The 18,571-nt window shown below is 30.2% G+C and carries 28 protein-coding genes; all 28 read right to left on the minus strand.

Features of this window, described 5'->3' with window-relative positions; all coding sequences use genetic code 11:
- Nucleotides 1–24: 24 nt before the first annotated feature.
- Nucleotides 25–186, minus strand: a complete 162-nt coding sequence (locus HMPREF9709_RS10070; protein ID WP_005398700.1) for a hypothetical protein — start codon at nt 184–186, stop codon at nt 25–27.
- Nucleotides 158–718, minus strand: a complete 561-nt coding sequence (locus HMPREF9709_RS06025; protein ID WP_005398701.1) for a Gp15 family bacteriophage protein — start codon at nt 716–718, stop codon at nt 158–160. The genes HMPREF9709_RS10070 and HMPREF9709_RS06025 overlap by 29 nt, the downstream gene beginning before the upstream one ends.
- A gap of 6 nt (nt 719–724) precedes the next feature.
- Nucleotides 725–1,138: a hypothetical protein gene (locus HMPREF9709_RS06030; RefSeq protein WP_005398702.1), complete on the minus strand. Its 414-nt coding sequence runs from the start codon at nt 1,136–1,138 to the stop codon at nt 725–727.
- Between the two features lie 52 nt (nt 1,139–1,190).
- On the minus strand, nt 1,191–1,715 hold the full coding sequence (locus tag HMPREF9709_RS06035; protein ID WP_005398703.1) for a hypothetical protein: 525 nt from the start codon (nt 1,713–1,715) through the stop codon (nt 1,191–1,193).
- Nucleotide 1,716: 1 nt separating this feature from the next.
- Nucleotides 1,717–2,133, minus strand: a complete 417-nt coding sequence (locus HMPREF9709_RS06040; RefSeq protein WP_005398704.1) for a hypothetical protein — start codon at nt 2,131–2,133, stop codon at nt 1,717–1,719.
- Nucleotides 2,130–2,513, minus strand: coding sequence for a minor capsid protein (locus HMPREF9709_RS06045; RefSeq protein WP_005398705.1), 384 nt, complete (start codon nt 2,511–2,513; stop codon nt 2,130–2,132). Before HMPREF9709_RS06045 ends, HMPREF9709_RS06040 begins: the two co-directional genes overlap by 4 nt.
- On the minus strand, nt 2,506–2,904 hold the full coding sequence (locus HMPREF9709_RS09625; RefSeq protein WP_005398706.1) for a DUF6751 family protein: 399 nt from the start codon (nt 2,902–2,904) through the stop codon (nt 2,506–2,508). The genes HMPREF9709_RS06045 and HMPREF9709_RS09625 overlap by 8 nt, the downstream gene beginning before the upstream one ends.
- Nucleotides 2,888–3,298, minus strand: coding sequence for a head-tail connector protein (locus HMPREF9709_RS06055; protein ID WP_005398707.1), 411 nt, complete (start codon nt 3,296–3,298; stop codon nt 2,888–2,890). The genes HMPREF9709_RS09625 and HMPREF9709_RS06055 overlap by 17 nt, the downstream gene beginning before the upstream one ends.
- 10 nt (nt 3,299–3,308) lie before the next feature.
- Nucleotides 3,309–3,575, minus strand: coding sequence for a HeH/LEM domain-containing protein (locus HMPREF9709_RS06060; protein WP_005398708.1), 267 nt, complete (start codon nt 3,573–3,575; stop codon nt 3,309–3,311).
- A 50-nt stretch (nt 3,576–3,625) separates the two neighbouring features.
- On the minus strand, nt 3,626–4,492 hold the full coding sequence (locus tag HMPREF9709_RS06065; protein ID WP_005398709.1) for a hypothetical protein: 867 nt from the start codon (nt 4,490–4,492) through the stop codon (nt 3,626–3,628).
- Nucleotides 4,493–4,506: 14 nt separating this feature from the next.
- Entirely contained in the window at nt 4,507–5,115 is a 609-nt protein-coding gene (locus HMPREF9709_RS09630; protein WP_005398710.1) for a phage scaffolding protein, read from the minus strand.
- Nucleotides 5,116–5,443: 328 nt separating this feature from the next.
- Entirely contained in the window at nt 5,444–5,656 is a 213-nt protein-coding gene (locus HMPREF9709_RS06075; RefSeq protein WP_005398711.1) for a hypothetical protein, read from the minus strand.
- Nucleotides 5,646–7,241: a phage minor capsid protein gene (locus tag HMPREF9709_RS09635; protein WP_005398712.1), complete on the minus strand. Its 1,596-nt coding sequence runs from the start codon at nt 7,239–7,241 to the stop codon at nt 5,646–5,648. Before HMPREF9709_RS09635 ends, HMPREF9709_RS06075 begins: the two co-directional genes overlap by 11 nt.
- Nucleotides 7,234–8,640 carry a phage portal protein gene (locus tag HMPREF9709_RS06085; RefSeq protein ID WP_005398713.1) on the minus strand — a complete coding sequence of 469 codons (1,407 nt, stop codon included), beginning with the start codon at nt 8,638–8,640 and terminating at the stop codon, nt 7,234–7,236. Before HMPREF9709_RS06085 ends, HMPREF9709_RS09635 begins: the two co-directional genes overlap by 8 nt.
- Before the next feature lie 3 nt (nt 8,641–8,643).
- Nucleotides 8,644–9,960, minus strand: coding sequence for a terminase large subunit domain-containing protein (locus HMPREF9709_RS06090; protein WP_005398714.1), 1,317 nt, complete (start codon nt 9,958–9,960; stop codon nt 8,644–8,646).
- Nucleotides 9,935–10,633, minus strand: a complete 699-nt coding sequence (terS, locus tag HMPREF9709_RS06095; protein ID WP_005398715.1) for a phage terminase small subunit — start codon at nt 10,631–10,633, stop codon at nt 9,935–9,937. The genes HMPREF9709_RS06090 and terS overlap by 26 nt, the downstream gene beginning before the upstream one ends.
- A 142-nt stretch (nt 10,634–10,775) precedes the next feature.
- The gene (locus tag HMPREF9709_RS06100) at nt 10,776–11,234 is read right to left on the minus strand and encodes a hypothetical protein (protein WP_005398716.1); all 459 of its coding nucleotides are present in this window, start codon (nt 11,232–11,234) and stop codon (nt 10,776–10,778) included.
- 3 nt (nt 11,235–11,237) lie between these two features.
- Nucleotides 11,238–11,417 carry a hypothetical protein gene (locus HMPREF9709_RS06105; RefSeq protein WP_005398717.1) on the minus strand — a complete coding sequence of 60 codons (180 nt, stop codon included), beginning with the start codon at nt 11,415–11,417 and terminating at the stop codon, nt 11,238–11,240.
- Nucleotides 11,418–11,505: 88 nt separating this feature from the next.
- Entirely contained in the window at nt 11,506–11,700 is a 195-nt protein-coding gene (locus HMPREF9709_RS06110) for a hypothetical protein (protein WP_005398719.1), read from the minus strand.
- Between the two features lie 15 nt (nt 11,701–11,715).
- Nucleotides 11,716–11,898, minus strand: a complete 183-nt coding sequence (locus HMPREF9709_RS06115) for a hypothetical protein (RefSeq protein ID WP_005398720.1) — start codon at nt 11,896–11,898, stop codon at nt 11,716–11,718.
- The gene (locus HMPREF9709_RS06120) at nt 11,898–12,821 is read right to left on the minus strand and encodes an RNA ligase family protein (protein ID WP_005398721.1); all 924 of its coding nucleotides are present in this window, start codon (nt 12,819–12,821) and stop codon (nt 11,898–11,900) included. Before HMPREF9709_RS06120 ends, HMPREF9709_RS06115 begins: the two co-directional genes overlap by 1 nt.
- On the minus strand, nt 12,818–13,129 hold the full coding sequence (locus tag HMPREF9709_RS06125) for a hypothetical protein (protein ID WP_005398722.1): 312 nt from the start codon (nt 13,127–13,129) through the stop codon (nt 12,818–12,820). Before HMPREF9709_RS06125 ends, HMPREF9709_RS06120 begins: the two co-directional genes overlap by 4 nt.
- Nucleotides 13,130–13,369 (minus strand): hypothetical protein, encoded by a 240-nt coding sequence (locus HMPREF9709_RS06130; RefSeq protein WP_005398723.1) that lies wholly within the window; start codon nt 13,367–13,369, stop codon nt 13,130–13,132.
- Between the two features lies 1 nt (nt 13,370).
- Entirely contained in the window at nt 13,371–13,601 is a 231-nt protein-coding gene (locus HMPREF9709_RS06135) for a hypothetical protein (protein WP_005398724.1), read from the minus strand.
- Nucleotides 13,602–13,613: 12 nt separating this feature from the next.
- Nucleotides 13,614–14,042: a RusA family crossover junction endodeoxyribonuclease gene (locus tag HMPREF9709_RS06140; RefSeq protein ID WP_005398725.1), complete on the minus strand. Its 429-nt coding sequence runs from the start codon at nt 14,040–14,042 to the stop codon at nt 13,614–13,616.
- A gap of 275 nt (nt 14,043–14,317) precedes the next feature.
- Entirely contained in the window at nt 14,318–16,555 is a 2,238-nt protein-coding gene (locus HMPREF9709_RS06145) for an AAA family ATPase (protein ID WP_005398726.1), read from the minus strand.
- Nucleotides 16,545–18,143: a DEAD/DEAH box helicase gene (locus HMPREF9709_RS06150; RefSeq protein ID WP_005398727.1), complete on the minus strand. Its 1,599-nt coding sequence runs from the start codon at nt 18,141–18,143 to the stop codon at nt 16,545–16,547. Before HMPREF9709_RS06150 ends, HMPREF9709_RS06145 begins: the two co-directional genes overlap by 11 nt.
- Nucleotides 18,143–18,568: a DUF669 domain-containing protein gene (locus HMPREF9709_RS06155; protein ID WP_005398728.1), complete on the minus strand. Its 426-nt coding sequence runs from the start codon at nt 18,566–18,568 to the stop codon at nt 18,143–18,145. The genes HMPREF9709_RS06150 and HMPREF9709_RS06155 overlap by 1 nt, the downstream gene beginning before the upstream one ends.
- Nucleotides 18,569–18,571: the final 3 nt, after the last annotated feature.

The following is an 18,571-nucleotide window of genomic DNA, read 5'->3' on the forward strand; positions in this document are numbered from 1 at the left end:
AATAATGACGTCAGAGCGTTCTTTTTAATTATTTATTTTATTTTTAATTTCAATTTCATTTTTACATCTTGTGCATTTTATATAAACCTTTTCTATCTTTGAGTTTTTGTCAATCATTGCTAATCTTTTCCCACAATGTGGACAGGTAACCCATTTTCTAGAAAAAGGCATTTGCAAATTCTTCATCAATTTCCTCCTGTGTTCTCTTATCAGGAAGCTTATATATTTCTTTCATTTCATTATAATATTTCTTTTGTTCTTTACTCATTTTAGAATCTATCTTAATTAATCTAAATCCTAATATTTTTTTAAATTGAGTATTTTCATCTAAACTTTCAAACATTCCCTTAAATTGCCACCAATGAAGATTTTTTACAGTATTTAAGTCAACTCTATATTGTTGTAAAAATGCTGCATGAATATATCCCCAATCTTCCACAAAATCATAAGCTTGTTTTTTCCTTATAACATCATCTTCTTCATTTATTCTAGGCAATTCCTTACCACATCTATAGAATTTTAATATTTCATTTATTAATAAATGTGGCTCATCTATTTTAGGTAATAATTTAAAATAATTTTCAAGTATTTTAATTAATCGTTCTTCTTCACTAATACTACTATCATATATTAATTTTTCAAACTCTATTCCTGCTCTAAAGTCCCAATTTATTGGAATTTCAGTGTTGTTGTATATTATATATTTTGGATAGTTCATATATAACTATTTCTTTCTATTATTTGCTCTTCGCTGTGCTCTTCTTTGTTGTCTATTTAATTTAATAACATTATCATCAGCTTTTTTTTCATCTTCACTATTTTTCATATTAATTCCAAATTTTCCACCATAGTTTTCTATTGCTTTTATAGTTAAAAATAATATATCTAATAAGGTTGCTCTTGTAGTTTCTTTATTTCCATAAATACTATCAATAGTACCTTCCCCATAAATTAATTCCAAACCATCTTCTAAAGCTTCTATAACTTCAGTCTCATTATTTGAATCTAAATTATCAGCAATTTCTTTTAAACTTGCCATTTGTTCTAGTTTCTCATTATTCAAATCAAAGCCATAAATTTTCCCATTAATCTCAACTTCTATATCTTTTTTATCAAAATTTAATTCTAATTTTAACATTCTAATCTCCTATTAATTAAAATAAAAAGAGGACTATTTCAGCCCTCTCTTATTACAATTCTTTTGTTCCGATAGTAACAACTTCTGATTTATCATGTTGTGGTGCAGTTACTTTTACTTTCTTTATCGCTGTTTTTGCTTTAAATGCTCCACTATATTTATATGATTCTGTTCCATCGCCTTCACCATCCGGAATTACAGTATAGGTTCTTTGAATACCATCATATTCTTTTGGCATTTCACTTTCTGCTGTTAACATTGAAGAATAATCGACTGTAAGAATTTCAACATTTGCATCATCTCCTACAAGTTCATCATCAAATATTTTTGCAATTTTCTTGTGCGGTTCATCATTTGTATATTGATCAAATTCAAACTCAATACCTTCAGACATACCTACACTATCTGTTGTTTCAAAATATTCATCTACATATTGTCTTGAATATTCAAGAGCTTCTTTTGATTTATTTAAGCTAGTAAAACCCCTCATTCTAGTCCAAACTGGTACTTCTTGAGTACCAGTGTTCATATAACTTACTTTTCTAGCTCTTACTACTAATTTTCTTTGTTTTGCCATTTTAATCCTCCATATAAATAAATCTTAATTGAATGACATATTGCCCTATAGCTTCATCATTATCAAACAAATACCCACTTGTCAATACTTCTATTTCTTGTGGATATTGATATTGTTCATCTAATTCTGGAACTATACCTTTTTCATTATTTTCTTTTATCCATCTTTCAAGTTTATTATAAAACTCCAAATTAGAAGTGTTATCTACTTCAGATGAAGAATAGTATTCATGAGATTTGAAACTAAAATTCAAGCCTTTTATACAACTACCATCTGTATATCTTTTTATAGGTGCACCTGAAGGGTCTACATTAATTGAATAGTTAACAGCTCCATCGGTTAAATAATCTATTCCTAACTTTGCATTTTCTTCTAAAAATGGACATTTTAAAAAATATTCTCTTATCTTATTAATCATTTTCTTGGTTTACCCCCTGCAATCTTTGCAGCACCGCTTAAAATTTCTTCTAAATGATTAGCTTTCATTCTTTCAAACCACATTTTCCCTCTTCTTCCACCTTTCGCCATACCTTCTTGTCCTCGACCTGCATTTTCATAGTATTGTCTACGAGCATATGGAGTTCTATATATAACTTCACCAGACCCTATTTGAGTGTTAATAGTACCACTTCTTATAAGTGTCCTAGTTAACTTAGGAACATATGGCTCAGATTTCCTTAATACTTCACTATCTATAAATTTTTGAACATTTCCACCTGTATTTAGACCTCTTGCACTTGCAAGTTTTACTGCTGCTTTTATTTGAAACGCTCTTAAATATACAATAGGTTTACTCACACCCAACCTCAAAGTGCCATAAATCTTTTATTAATGAATCGTTTCTGTTGTTAACAGTTTTTATTTTCACAGCAGTTTTATATTGTTTTTCAAGTTCACTTGATGAAGTTATTTCATCTTCAATTAACCCTTTTACAATATAATCTCCAGGTTTTATTGTAAACCCTTTACCATTAAATTGTATTGGGTCTATATAAACAAGATCTTCAATAGATAAATATGGAATAAATACTTTAACAGAATCAGCATTTGACATTCCAGATTTGATTATATTGATACCTTTTGTTTCTTCCCAATGAACATTTAGTATTTGAGTTTTTTTCCACTTATCTAATCTTGTAATTTTATCTAAGTATTTGTTATAAATCGTAATATTAGATTCCGTAATCATGACATTCAACTCCTCTATACATAAGATTTTGTTCATTCATCAGATAAGTAGACACAACTTCATACACTCTATCATCAATAGTTTTATCTTTGTTTTTAGAGGTAGTTATTTCGTCTCCATATTTGAATGATACCGAATGGGAACCTATAGTTTCCGAAGCTATTCTACGACTTGCAGAGCTTTTATTCGATAATTCAATATAATACTCATCTAAAGTATCAATTACTTCACATACAGCAAATTTAACTGTATCTGGGATTGTTTCTAAATATTTTATTCTTCCAAAAGTAAAATAATCGACTTTTGATTGAGCTTGTATATTTAATTTATTGAACTTTTGCTCTGTTACTGTTCCACCATATTCACCTGAATAAAATGAATAATCTATATACATTTATTACCTCCTATTCTTGAGGAAGTAATTTCATTAATTCCTCTTTTTTAGCTTTTGGATTATATTCTATTTTATTTTTATCTAGTATTTCTTTTATTTCATGTACGGTTAGTCCTTTATCTTCTTTTGGACTTAACTTAATTAGTCTAACTTCTTTTCCGCACCCTGCGGCAACAATTTTTTTTGCTAATTCTTCCGTAACTTCAACAACTTGACCTTGTTTACCGTCTTCTTTATAATCTTTGAAAATTACATCTTGATTTAATTGTATATACATAATTTATCCTTTCTTATAAAAACAGGAGGGATAATATCCCTCCCTTAGTTTTATAATTCAGCTTTAGTTATTGTCACCTTAAATATTCCATCTAATTTTTCAGCTAACCAAAGCATTGAAGAAACAGCCAATGTTTGATAAGTGAATGAAATATTATCTTGGAAGTGTTTAACACCCAAGAAACCTTTAACGCCTGTAATTAAGTCAAATGCATTTGCAACATCTGATCCAGCTACAGGAACATAATACATTACCATATTTTCAGCTACTGTAGTTATTACAGTTGATTTATCTACTGAATTTGATATAAATACTACATCATACCCCAAAAAGTTTTCTAAATAGGTCATTCCAAATTCTTTTTGCATATTAACTTGAGCTTGTCCTAAGTAATCAGCAACATCAAGCGGATTTACAAACGCTACTGAAACAAACTCTTGGTCTTCATAAGCTATTTCAAGTTGTGCCCAACCCTGTGCTAAGGCTCCTTTAAGACCTACACCTGTTGCAGTACCAGTACCAGTCTTCATATTAGTAAATAAATTATTTCTCAAGTTCTTGTTCAACTCGTTAAGTAATTTATCATCTGTCATTGATACAGCTTTTTTGAATCCGTAACGTTGGATATGTTCACCTGGTACAGATTTTCTTCTTTTATCCCACTCTAATTCATATGTTTTATCTGGTTCAAATTTTACTTTAGATAAAGGAATTACTTCACCTTCAGCAACCTTACCTCCAGCTAAAGTAACTGAAGATTTATAAGTCTTAACAGTTGCTCCCATTGGCATAGGTATAACTCTCATTACTGATAGCATTTTTTCTAAGCCTGTTATCTTTTCCTCGAATCTATATGCAAAATCAATATCTTTTGCCGCTAAATAATCTGTTTTTGATTGTAAATTTTCTTCTGCCATATTTTATTTCTCCTTTAATTATTAAATAATTCTTTATTTTCAATTATAGCTTTCGTTCTCTCTTCAGAATCTTGAATTGACATAATTTCTGAAACTGTAAGATTACTAGTTGTATTATTTCCAGGTTTAACAAACCTTGGTGGAGTTGTATTGTCATTTCCTTTATACATATAGTCTTCAGACTCTTTATGAGCATTAATTATGTCTTCAAGTCCTATCCACTTACCTTCTTTAAATTCAGCTTTTGACAAATCTAAAACTGCAGCAACAGCTTTAGGATTTTTTGCTCCAGCAAGCATTAACTCTTCTCTTAAAGCATATTCTTTAATTGAGTTATCATATTTATCTTGCCATTCTGCATTATCCTTTTCATATTCTGCAGCTTTTTGTCTTAAAGTCTTTAAATCATTCTCAGTATTTTGAAAATCTTTAATTGTTTCATTAGCAGTATTTAATTGAGATTGTAAATTATTTACTTCTTCAACTTTATTATCAAATTTTTGTTTGTCCACATACTGCCCTTGACTAAGGTCTGCTAGCTTTATACCATTGTCTTTAATTAACGAAATAAACTGATCATAACTTAAAGATTTATCACAAAATAATTGTTTTATAGTTTCCATATTTACTCCTTTAATCACTGATTTTATTAATCGACTGTTCACTCAGTCATCTGTGATTGCTAAATTTAAACGCCGATAGCTAGGCAAAATAAAAGAGCCTTGAAAGGCTCATTAGTAAAATTATATTTAGGACAGTTTTAAGACTTATCCAGGTCTTTTCATGTCATAAGGTAGCGAAATTCCTTGTATGACTAAGTGCATTTTAACCCTATTGCATGGGAGATTGTTGGATCACCTCGCTTTCTATTTTTCTTTAATAGTTCTCACGAAATAACCTCCTTTCCAAATTTTGACATAAAAATACCACCCTAGTTAATTCTAGGATGGCTTATTTAAATGGTAATCCTTTTTCATATAATTCTTTACACTCTCTTAGAGTTAATTTCATTGGTCCTTGTGGACCATCTAATTTCTCTCCATATCCACTATTATGATATCCACATTTTTCGCAAATGTCATGTTCTTCTACTAATGTTCCACAAACGGGACAATGTATATATGGGAATCCATCAATTCTTATGACACCTTTCTTATTTTCCATTTTTTACATCCTTTTCTAATTGCTCTAGATAATAATCATACTGTTTTGTTGGTTTATAAAATGTTTTTATATATCCATTTTGTCCAATAGCAATCTCATTTTTAGCTTTATCATAAATTACTGTTCTTCCATCTTTCGTTTCATATCCGAAGATATTTTCACCGTCGATTTTTTTAGATAATAATTTTCTTGCAGACTTAATATATTCTTCTTTAGTCTTAAAATTAAATTCTTTCCCATGAGATTTAAAATGGCCTTGTAAGGATTTTTCAGTTCTGAATTCTGATTTGTTCCATTTTTCATTAAATAAATTATGTCTAGCAAGAAGATTAATTCTCTCATTTTTATTATATATATTATACAACTTTTCAGCTAATTTATCTACTTTCTTATACGCCCAAGTAGCCTGTACAGCTTTTTTCCTATCAAAATTATACACTAATTGATTGAGAGGTAGTTTTTCTTTACCTGTTACTTCAGAAAATTCATCATACAATTCTCTTTGTCTTTTTAGATATATTGATCTAGCAGTAAACATTTCTTTGTCATCTGTTGCATCTAAACCTACTAGTTCTCTTTTAGTTTGAGATATTGACCTTTCTATTTGTCTCATTTTTTGACCCGCTTCATACTCGCTATACTCTTTACCGTTAAACTCATATTTTTTTGATTGATCATTAAATTCATCTAATTGTGATTGTGTATAATTTCGAGTACTTATTCCTTCAAAAAAAACAAACCAGTCATGATAACAATTAGCCCCTTGAAATCCTGCAACATCTCCATAACCTATATCAATTAAATTTAAATAACCACTTCTACCAGATAGTGAAACAATCTGACCTTGCCAGACAGAATGAGATGGTCTCGCTCCGGCATGTGCTGTAATTTCCATTAAATCTTCACCCATATCAATAGCATTTTGCAAAGCTATTTTACCAGCCATCTGAGAAATTCCAGTTAATAAATTATTTCTTACTGTTGATTCCAAACTTCTAGATACCCCTGACTCATAATTAACAGTTCTAACACCTGATTTCGCCATCTGTTTTACAATTCTTCTAGTAACACTCTGATAATCAAAGGCTCCACTCGTCGTTTGAAAAACAGCTGTATTTATAGCTTGTCTATAATAATTATCAACTTGACTAAATTTTCCTTTTTCATCAACAAAACCTATAGTACCACTTAAATTTAATATACCTTTTTTCAAATCTTCTTGAGTAGCTCTTATTAAATTTACAACGAATCCATTTCTCTCAAAATCTTGTAATTTTTTTCCAACTGTTGCGTAATGTTTAAAATCATCTCTATATTTTTCAAATCCATATTTATAAACTATACTATCGACTACACTAGCACTTATTCCTAAAGTATTAGCTATCATCTCTCTTGCTCTTTTAGAGTCATATCCAATATCTATTAAATCTTGCATTTGCTTTTCAGCAGTTTGTGTATAATTACCTTTACCGTTAATTTCTGAATCTATCCTTCTAGCTATATCCCATATTAGCATTCTTTCTAACTCGTTAAACTGATAAGATAATTCCTTAGATAAATTTATTAATTCTTTATGATTAAGCATCAGAATCATCCACTTCGTAATCTGTTTGAGTATTTTCAGAATTAGGTAACATTTCTTTTGCTTGGCTTTCAGTTACCCCATATCTATACATTAAATAATATTCAGGTTTAATTAAGCCTGCAGCTAATTCTTGTAACATTAAGTTTGCATCTGTTTTTCTATCAACTATTATGGAATCATCCCATTCGAAAGAGATTTCATAATCATCAAATTTCCCTATATTATAGAATTTAGCAAATATACACATTCCATAAACTAATTGTTCTAATGCTATTTGTAATGATTTTTGAATATCTGATATTGTGGTATAAGACCTTTGTTTACTTGTTTTTATTTCTTCGGCTGTCTTTTCAACTTCTTGAACATCTGATAATGTTCCATAAGCAAGTCCACAGTTGAACTCTACTCTTTGCAGTATCTTATTAAGTCCGTTATAATGGCTAGAATCCCTTATTTCCGGGCTATAAACATTATAGAAAGTGTCATCTCCTTGTTTATCAATAGAGTACTTTCTAAATAGCCTTTCCTTGCCCTCTGGAAATTTATTATCTTTTATCATTGTTTCAGAAACTTCAAGTGCAACTTCTTTTGCTTTATACTCCCAGTTAATTCTGTTCCACATCTCTGATGCCTCTTGTATCAAACTTTCAGCTTTAGAATAAACAGATACACCTAAGTTAGAGTCAGGATCTATATTGTTAGCAAACGGCATTTTAAAATAGCTAAATAATGGTTTTTCAACATTTTCAATAACTATATTTTCTTCTAACCCTTTCCATTCACCTACACTTGATAACTTTATTTCTCTACCAAGTGGAGTTTCTCCATAATCTTTAGGCCCTTTCTTATAAGCTCTATTAGTAACATAATAATTGATTCCAGCAAGTTCATGTAGCTCTAATCTGGTATAAGTATTATCTCCTTCAATAAACTGTTCAATAAAAATAACTGAAGTCATTTCACCATCTGTAAAACCTACAGGTACAAATCTATCTGCCTTTACAAATTCAACCGAAATTTTATTATCATCGAGATAAGGTTTCAACATTAAGCCCCCCATAGCAATAGCATATTCCGTTTGAACTCTCAATTTTTCAACAATTATTTGATAAAAATCATTTAACTTGTTTTCTGTATTATTAGAAACCGTAATTTCTGATTTCATTTCAATCGTAGTTAATCTAGCTAATTCAGAAGCTATTGCAGCAGGTAATTCCATTGTTTTATCACCTGATTTAATATACTTAGCTTTATTCAGATAAATATCTTTCCATCTTTGGATTGCTCGTCCCATTTCTGCATTAACCGGTATTTTAATATTAAGTGCTTTATCAACACTCTCAACAGGAAAAATCATTGTATAAATCCTCCTAAAAAATGATTTTACTTTATCGAACATGGATTACCTCCTTTCGATTAATCTTTTTATATCTCTTTCAAATGTATATTCGAACGCATCAAGCGTATCAATATCATTCGTTCCGTCATCAAGCCTTTCATCTATTCCTTCGTCTGATTTTTTACTATTCCACACGGCATTGCATAATGCTTCCTCCAGAGTTTTACAATGCTTTGTAATTTTAAATCTTTTGGAATCCATCAATATATTTTCAGCTCTTATTCTGTCGTTAATTTCAAGTTTCCAAGCTCCTTTTACAATAATATGATTTAATCCATCATTATAAATTGCCTTTTCAACATCTCTACCAAGCACCGACTCAGCATTATCATAATAGAAATAATCAAATGCACCATATAGGCTTTCTACTGCTTTTATAAAATTAATAACCCATTTAGTTATATCTTGGGTCGTTGTCCCCTCAGCCCTTAATTTAGAACTATATAAAGCATGCAGCTCTTTATAATTAACTGTCATTCCTGAAGCTACTAATGTATGATTGGATTTATTTCCACCAAAGTCCATTCCAATTACTTTTTTCGTATAGAATCTTTTTTCTTCAGTTTCATCCAAATAAAAAGACAAAGGTTTATTAGCAAACGTCCTGTATATTAATCCTTCTGCTATTGCTCTTTGTCCTAATATGTCTCTTTTATACCAAATTGATTCTTTATCATATTGATCTATAATTTCTTGCTTACGCTCTTCTGTTAAATTAATATTATCGAAAATAGTAAACGACTGATAGTTGTATCCTTTCAGCTTTTTCTCTTTGTATTTGTCAATATAATTGGTGTATATCTTATGCTTTGGAGCACTTGGGTTAAGGTCCCAATATATTTTTCTATCCAAAGCCATTAGCTGCCTATTGAATGCTTCTTTAATTGTATTATCATGATGCTGGTTAATTTCTGTTGCAATCCACATTCCGTATGAGTTACCCCTAAAAGACTTGTAAGAATTTTCTTTCATTCCACCTGCAAATATAACAACTTTTAGACCAGTGTAGGATTTAATAAATAGTGCTTCATTTGATTTATATTTTCCCCATTTACAACGACCTCTGAAAATATATTCAAGTCCAAATCCATTTGCATCTCCAATGTTTAACTTTGCATTAGCTACTGTAGAACCTGTAGCAAGGTGTAATTTATCTCTACAGTGGTCTAAGTCATACGCGAAGGCAAATACATTATCTATAGTCTTTCCTGCTCTTACAGCCCCTTCTGCAACGTTTATCGTTGAATTTCTACAGGCTCTAATATAATCTATGTGCTTTTGCCCAAAATTATAATTAATCCTCTTGCTTTTGGTCGCCATAAATCACACCTCTTATATCTTCTATATCTTCATAGTCGTTATCAGATCCTTTTATATGAGCTGTTCTTGCCTTAATATTTTCAATTCTTGCCTTTTGTTCCTCAGTAGCCAATGGATCTTCATTAATCATCTTTTCATATTGCTTAATCATATTATTTAATTGTGATTGCACTCTAGATAATGAATTAAGATAATTACTTTGTTTTGTTTGTGCTGATTCTACTGCAAATTGTTCTCCTATAGTTTTACCTGCAGAATAACCAGACTTTATAATATTATGGTCATACTTGTCATCTACATACATTATTTTTTGAGACCTAATAATTGCAGCATAAGCTAATACTATTTGGTCCCATAATAAATCGATTGGATTTTTTGTTTTTATAGCCTCAACTATTTCTAATGTTTCACTTGGAAGAAATCTCTCAAACAACCCATGTTTTTTTGCATTTGTATTTTTCGGCTGTCCGCCTTTTTTCCTTTTGGAGCGTTCCGTATTTTTCTGGAACGTTCCGTTTAATTTTTGTTCCCATTTATCTTTACTTTTCCAACCTCGAACAGTTCCTGCTGAAATATCTAGCTGTCTAGCAATCTCAACCAAATCAATATTTCCTTTATTTTCTTGGTATATTTCAAAGGCTTTTTCTCGATTTGGATTCCTTTGTCTAGCCAAATATTATTCGCCTCCTATTCGTTTTGTATTTTAATAATAGGTATAGAAAAAGGACAACCCCAGGCACGTGTGATTTAATCATAATCACATCGTTTATCCATCTCAAGTTATCCTTAAAAGCTATTTATAATTACCTATTCTTTTATAATACTATATTATCACAAGTGAGTGTCCCTCTTTGTCCCAAAATTTTTTCAACTTCTCGTATACCTTTTTCATGCAATCTTTGTACGGTACTTTTATTAGAATATATAAGTGTTGCAATTTTTCTAAAACTTAAAAATTCTAAGTATCTATAACTCAATACTATAACTATTTCATTATCATCAATTGAATTTATAACTTCATCAATTTCTTCTTTGATATTGTACCTTTCAATAATTCTTTGATTGTATTTTTCTATTGCTTCATCTTTCTTAAATAATTTATTTACAAATGTGGTTTCAGTGTTAATGGATGATTGAACTTTTTCACTATTAGAAAAACTTCCTATACTTGTAGCTAACTCATTCCACTCTTGAATTTTCTTTTTATCTAATTGGATAAGCTCATCTATTTTATATGCTCTATTAAGCCATTGTTTTACTTCATCAAACGTCAAGATTCACCCCCTATCTAATATCTTATTTATTTTCTTCCTAATCTTTTTATTTTTTCTATATAACTCTATTAGTTCAATAGTTTCATCACCAGTTATTATGTCATCATCGTACTTTTGTTCTAAAACTTTAATCCTATCTAGGTTGTTCAGATAATCTAAAGTTAACTGATCCCTCTCACTCATTTTCTATACCTCCAATATGCCCAAATGATGAATATAATATTAAATATTACAATCCCTGCTAGTATGTATCCTATATAATCTAATAAACTCATTCCTCCACCTCATCTCCAACATTCACTATTTCAATTACTTCGTTAATTGTTTCTAATTTAGCGATTAGCTTTGATTTTTCCTTTTCTTTATCCCACATTACAAATTGCAATTTCTCAACTTCTATCAATCTTTCTTCTATTCTTGTTTTTATTTTGTATAATTCTAATAGTAAATTTTCTTGATTAATCATTCCTCCACCTCTTCCTTATGTTAAAAAATATCCTTGTTCCTTATAATCTTCCCAATCTGATAACCTAAAAACTCTTTCTTCTCTTCTTATACTCCCCCATATATTCACAGTTAATTCAACATCAACATAAGTCTTTCCATTTAATGTAGTTATTTCTTCTTTGTGAATTTCTTTTATACTCGCTCTCAATAAATCCATTATTCCACCTCTTCAAACATTATTTTTTTAATCAATGGAACTATCAAACTTCCTTTTTTTCTAACTATTTGATAAACAAGATTTTTGTCAACTTCTGGATTTTCTTTAATTAATTCTTTCTTGATGTCTTCTTGTACTAATTTAATAATTTCCCCAATATTTTGTGGAATCAGTTCAATATCTCCATGGCTTAAAACATTTACTACTCTATTCTTTGTAATATAACTTTCTACCAAGTTGTGTAATTTAATTTCTTCTTCCCCTAATTCTATTTTTACTTTATTTCTAACCTCTGAAAAATCTTCTGTTTTGTGTTTTACCACTGGATAATATATTCCATTGTTATTTGAATTTAATACATAGTTATCTACATTAGGTTTATAAACATAACCTTCAAAGGTATTTCCACCATAAGTTGATTCTTTAGGTAATTCTTCTTTAACTAAATCAATCAATTTTCCTGTTTTTATAATTTTTGCCACAAACTCTTCTTTTACTAACTCGTACAAATCTTTTTTACTCGCTATAATTTTTCCATTTGTAAAGTGAATGAAGCAATCATAAAACCTAACTTGCCTTTCTTTATCCTTATTGGCTTGATAATCTGTTTTTTGTACTCCACTACCAAACAATTCTCCATACAAAGTAACTTGTTCTATATCTGCATTTTCAGCAATAAAACCTTGTAATTCTGCAATAATATCTTCCGATAGTTCAAATACATCAGAGTAAGGTTTTTCATCAGTTATAAAAGTTGACCTTTTACCAACTCCAACTCTTAAATTTTTATCAACTGTTAATTGAATATTAGTTCCATGATTTTTTTCAGTTGCATAATATTCATCATCTAATTTCCCAATTAAATCTCTTGTTTTCCCTATCGCATAATGATTTGTTAAGCTCGGGTATCTTGTAAATTTCATTCTTCCACCTCTTCAATTTCTGGATTATAATTAATATTAAAATAATCCTCTTCAATCAAATACTCATTCAATTCTGATTTAAGCCTTTCAATGTCTCCATTATAAAAATTAATAATTTTTACTAAAACTTTTGGAAAACTACTAAAATCTTCAAAAGACAATTCATAATTATTTTGATTCTCTCTGTAGGCTGCTATATAATTAATCAGTCCTTGCAAAGTAAGATTATTAAGTATGCTTTTAAGTTCATCATTTGTAATTTGTGTCCTTTTTCCACTAGTTAAGTTAAATCTTGCTAAACTTCTCATTCACTTTCCCTCCTCATAGAAACTAATCTTTTTTTCCATATATAAGGCAATCTCGTTTTTTAATATCCACAATCTAATTTTTTCATAATGTTTTTTCGTTGATGTATATCCTAATCTCATGTATCTCTGAAAAGAACCATCGCATATGTCTAATTCCTCGTATATGTCTTTAAGCATAAGTCCTTGTTCCTCTTTGATTTTTAGAATTTTGTCTACATCTATTTTGTATTTAGCGACCATATTACACTTCCGTAATTATGTAATTATCATCACTATACAAGAAACATTCTTTATAATTTTTGAATTGAAATAATCCATATGTTTCGTATAGCTCAATACACTTTGCTTTATCATTATGAATTAATAGCTTTTCATTCCTATTATTAATCGCGTTGAATTTATATATTTTCCCTATCTTAAACTTTTTATCATTTTTATTTACTTCTACTTTTTTCTTTTTTATCCATTTCATTTTTATTTTCCTTTATTGTATTTTTTCAATTTTTACATAAATTCCTACTACATCATTCCAAAATTTTTCAGTAATTTCACTTGAAACTTGTGCATCATCTTCCCAAAATCTTAATTTAGTCATCTGATCTTTAAAAGCTTTTATGATATTGTCGGTATCAGGCTTAGTATCTTTATAGACTCCAATTTTAGTCTTATCTTTAGTTCCATAACACCATTTAGTAACAAGTCTTAAAGGACCTATTAAAGGCTTATCTGGTTTATGTCTATAAAGTTCAGACTTAAATATTTCTTTCGCCTCTCTTAAAAGTGGTGCATCATATATAATTGGTTTATTATCTTTATAACTCCAAGTGATTTTTTTCTGTTGACCTGTAGCTGTAGGTATTTTTTCAAGAGGTATAAAAAACTCTATTGTGTTATTTATTTGTCTATCTTCCAATTTTCCTCCTTTGAAAATTTTTCTTAGGTGATGGTCGTGCATGAATAAAAGGGCGGAGCTTAACGCCCTTTTTTCATTCACAATCACCTGTGCCGAACTTCACCTGTGAAGAAAATAATATATATATATATATATAGTTTTTGCTTCGCATGACAATACTATTGATTTTTCTTTCTTCACACATTAACTGTGAAAGGAAAAAACTATTGTTTTTTCACACTTAAGCCTAAAATTGACCTATGAAAATACTATTGATTTTTCTTTCTTCACACATGTTACTTTTCTTCCTTTAGGGTAACAATTGATTCTTTTTGTCCATCAATTTTTTTAGTTTCAAACCCCTTATGTTCTTTAATCCTGTTCCAAACAGTCCTATTAGTTACGCCTAAATAGTCAGATAAATCTTCTATAGTAACATCACCTTCAACTGAACAAGCCTTAAAAGCAACTTCTAGAGCCTTCATTCTTTCTTCTTTCTTTTCTTCTGGTGACTTAATATTTTCTTGAGCCTGCTGCCATGCTGGTTTTTCACCTTGAGGAATAACTTTTTCCAACACCTTTTTGTCGTCTAATTCATGTATTGGATACTTAAACCAAATATTTACAGGATCAAATGACCTAAACTCTCTTAGAGTTCCTTCTATTCTCCACGCTGTTTTATGCCTTGCATCATCTTTAATTTTAAATATTTCTTTTTCGATTTCCGCAAGTTCAATCTTAGAATATATCTGTTCAGCGTGGTATCTCATCTTAGTTTCTAGCTTTTCATCATTTGCGGTAATTTTATTGGTATAATATTCAAGATTTCTTTGCTTAATTAATCTTGATAAGAACAATCCTGCAAGTCTTGATTCTTCAATATCTTTCATTTTTTCATCATATTCTAATTGAATTACATCAAGTAATGCGTCTGGATCTCTAGCGAAAACTCCAGAACCTGAAGCTCTATCCATAGCTTTTTTGCTACCTTGCGAACCTTTACTATGGTGATGCGCATAAATTACTGCACATCCTAATTCGGTAGCAACCTTATCGAATTGATTAGTAAAGTGAGCCATCTGATCAGCAGAATTCTCATCCCCTGTAATAACTTTGTATATTGGGTCAATTACAACTGCTATATAGTCTTTTTTTTGAGCTCTTCTGATTAGCTTTGGGGCTAACTTATCCATTGGTACAGCTTTACCTCTTAAGTTCCATATTTCTATGTTATTTATCCCTTTTGGTTCATATTCTAGAGCTTTATATACATCCTTAAATCTATGAAGTGCTGAAGGTTTATCTAGTTCTAAATTGACATATAGCACTTTACCTTGTGCACAGTCCCAATTTAGCCATTTTTTTCCTTCTGCAAGAGCTATTACTAGTTGTATCATTAAATATGATTTACCAGCCTTACTAGGTCCAGCAAGTAGCATTTTATGACCTTGTCTAAGCACACCATTAATCAATGGTGGAGATAATTCTGGTAGATTATCGAATACATCAGCAAGTGATTCTGGTTCAGGCAAATCATCATTTACACCTTCAATCCACTCTTCCCATTCTTCCCAAGAATGTTTACCTATATTTTTATCTATGATAAATTGTTTTTTATCTCCACGATAAACACCTGGAAGCCTTGAAAGTCTTGATGGATTTCTATTTTGCTTATCTATTGCAAAACCGTTCTTCTCACATACTTTGTAAAGATAATCGACTCTTTTTCTATAATCTTCATAAGTATTTGCATCAATTTTTACTATTGCATGAACAGATTTTCCGCCACTAAAAACTAACATTTTTATTGGAAGTTCAAGTTCTCTAAGAATAGATTCTTGTTTTTCAATTTCTACTACATCAGATTCTACAAGAGCATACCTATAATCAGTTACATTATCATTTTTTATGCCTTTTCCATCTAGCGGATTAAATCTTATCCAAGCACCAGCAGTCTTATCATAAGTACCAAATACATCTTCTATATTGTTATATTTATTTAACTCTTGAAGTAAGTCCCCAGCAGTTCGGCTATAAACACCTTTTGTAGGTTTTTTAACTCCATCATAGTCATATGTTTCAGTAACATATCCTACATACTCTGTAGCTTCAAATAAGGTTTCTAAATAAGTTTTTACTTGCTCTACTTGGTTAAACTCTTTATCAGTTGGAATCTTTATTTCTTTTTCTTCTATGTAGTTATGATCTACAACTACTAATTCGTCTGATATAGTATCATTCCAATCAAGAGCAAATTCTTCTTTCTGACCTGGAAATCTAAATCCTTGTTGTTTTGCATATTCTACTATCGTTCCACCTGTTACAGGTGTAGGGTTACCATAGAATGTATTCCATTTTATGTAACACTCTCCTGGTTTATATCTTTCTATATCTCTCTTACTCCATTCATCCCAATCATATGCAGATAAGCCTTCATGTTGTAAAGCCATTCCTACATTTATCCATTCTTGATAATCTAACCTTGAGGGCTCTATATGTTTTAGTAATTCCTTGTGATTTATTTTATTGTTCATTTATCCCCCCTGGTTTATATGTTTCAGGATTAACTCCTTGTGGAATTCTCCAATTATTCATTGATATTCTAGATATCATTTTGCTTGCAACATCAAATTGCCAAGTCCCAACATGTAAAAATCCTTTATTTTCTAAAAATCTAATTTGTTTTGGCGTAGCAAGACCAGCATCTCTACGTTTATTTAATTTATCTAACAGTAAATTCGCTTTACCTGCATTATCAATTGAGTCTGGTAGTATTCCATATTTTTCAAGTGCACTAATTTGTTTCTTACTTGCTGGAGCTATTTCCCAACCAAAGTTTGGTACATAATTTTCAATATCACTGTCTTGTATAGACATTTCAAATTGAATTGGGTCAACAAGTTTTCTCTTTCTTTTTCTCATTTCTTTAAGTTGTTCAGCTAAGGCTTGTTCTCTTTCTTGAATAACTTCTTCTATAGATTTAGCTTCTAATTCTTCTATATCAAATTCTTCATTTGGATTTTGTTCAGTCTTTTCATCCATCTTTTTTTGAACTTTTTCATTTGTAGTAATTAAATGTGAGGGTCTACATAAAGCGTGTCTTTCTGTATGCCATAGGAAATCTAAAAGTAGTACATGGTCTTTTCCAGGATATAGCCTTGTTCCTCTTCCCACCATTTGAGAATACAAGCTTCTTACTTTTGTAGGTCTAAGTACAACTACACAATCAACAGATGGACAATCCCAGCCTTCAGTAAGTAACATAGAATTACATAAAACGTTATACTTTCCTTTATCAAAATCTGAAAGAATTTCTTCTCTATCTTTTGAATTACCGTTTACCTCTACTGCGTTAAATCCTGCATTATTTAGGAAATTTACCATTTTTTTTGACGTATCTATAAGTGGTAAAAATACTACAATCTTTCTATCTTTAGCAACATTCCACATCTCATTAGCTATTTGTTCTAAGTAAGGATCTAATGCATTTCCTAATTCACTTGCTTTGAAATCTCCCGCTTGTTGGGTAACACTTGATAAATCTAAATCAATAGGAATAGTTAATGCTTTTATCTTAGCTAAATATCCATCCTTTATTGCTTTAGGAAGAGAATATTCAAATGCTAGACTTTCAAAAAATGCCCCAAGATTCTTCATATCTCCTCTATCCGGAGTAGCTGTAACACCTAATATTTTAGCTTTAGAAAAGTGATTTAACACTTTTTGGTAAGATTCACTCATTACATGATGAGCTTCATCAACAATAATAGTTCCAAAATAATCTGGAGAAAATTGCATCAAACGTTTTTCTCTCATTAATGTTTGCACTGATCCAACAACCACTCTAAACCATGATCCTAAACTAGTTTCATTTGCTTTTTCAGTCGCTGTTTTTAATCCAGTAGATTTTTCTAACTTATCAGAAGCTTGCTCTAAAAGTTCTCCTCTATGAGCAAGAATTAAAACCCTGTCACCTTTTCTAACTCTTTCTTCTACAATTTTTGAGAAAACTATTGTTTTACCTGTACCAGTAGGAAGAACAAGCAGAGTTTTATCTCTGCCCTCTTCCCATTCATTAAGCACTTTTTCTTTAGCTTCTTGCTGGTATGGTCTTAATTTCATTAGAATGTACCGCCAGTCCAACTAGCTTTCGCTTCAGGCTCTAAGAATTTTTTGACTTCATTGTATTTTTCACCATTCCACTCTCTATGAGAAATTGTTAGTCTGCCTGTTTTCCCTTGAGCAGCTGCCCAATTCATTCTTAAAGGTTCACCTTTTTGTTTTAGTCCAATAGAGATAAAGAATTCTGACAATTTCCATTCAGATTTTGTGTTTAAGAATAAATTTGTTTTTAACTTAACTTTATTATTTACTAATACATGTACTATTGCTTGAGGACAAGGTGCCATTTTTTCTGACCCATTAAAATATGATTTTTCAATTTGTTCTACCTTAAAATCATAATCCCCTTCATCAAGTAAAATAAATTCACTTTCTTGACTAATTTCTTCATCCCAACCTAATGCTCTATCTTGTATATCTGCCATTTT

The organism is Helcococcus kunzii ATCC 51366 (genome assembly GCF_000245755.1).
Classification (GTDB): domain Bacteria; phylum Bacillota; class Clostridia; order Tissierellales; family Peptoniphilaceae; genus Helcococcus; species Helcococcus kunzii.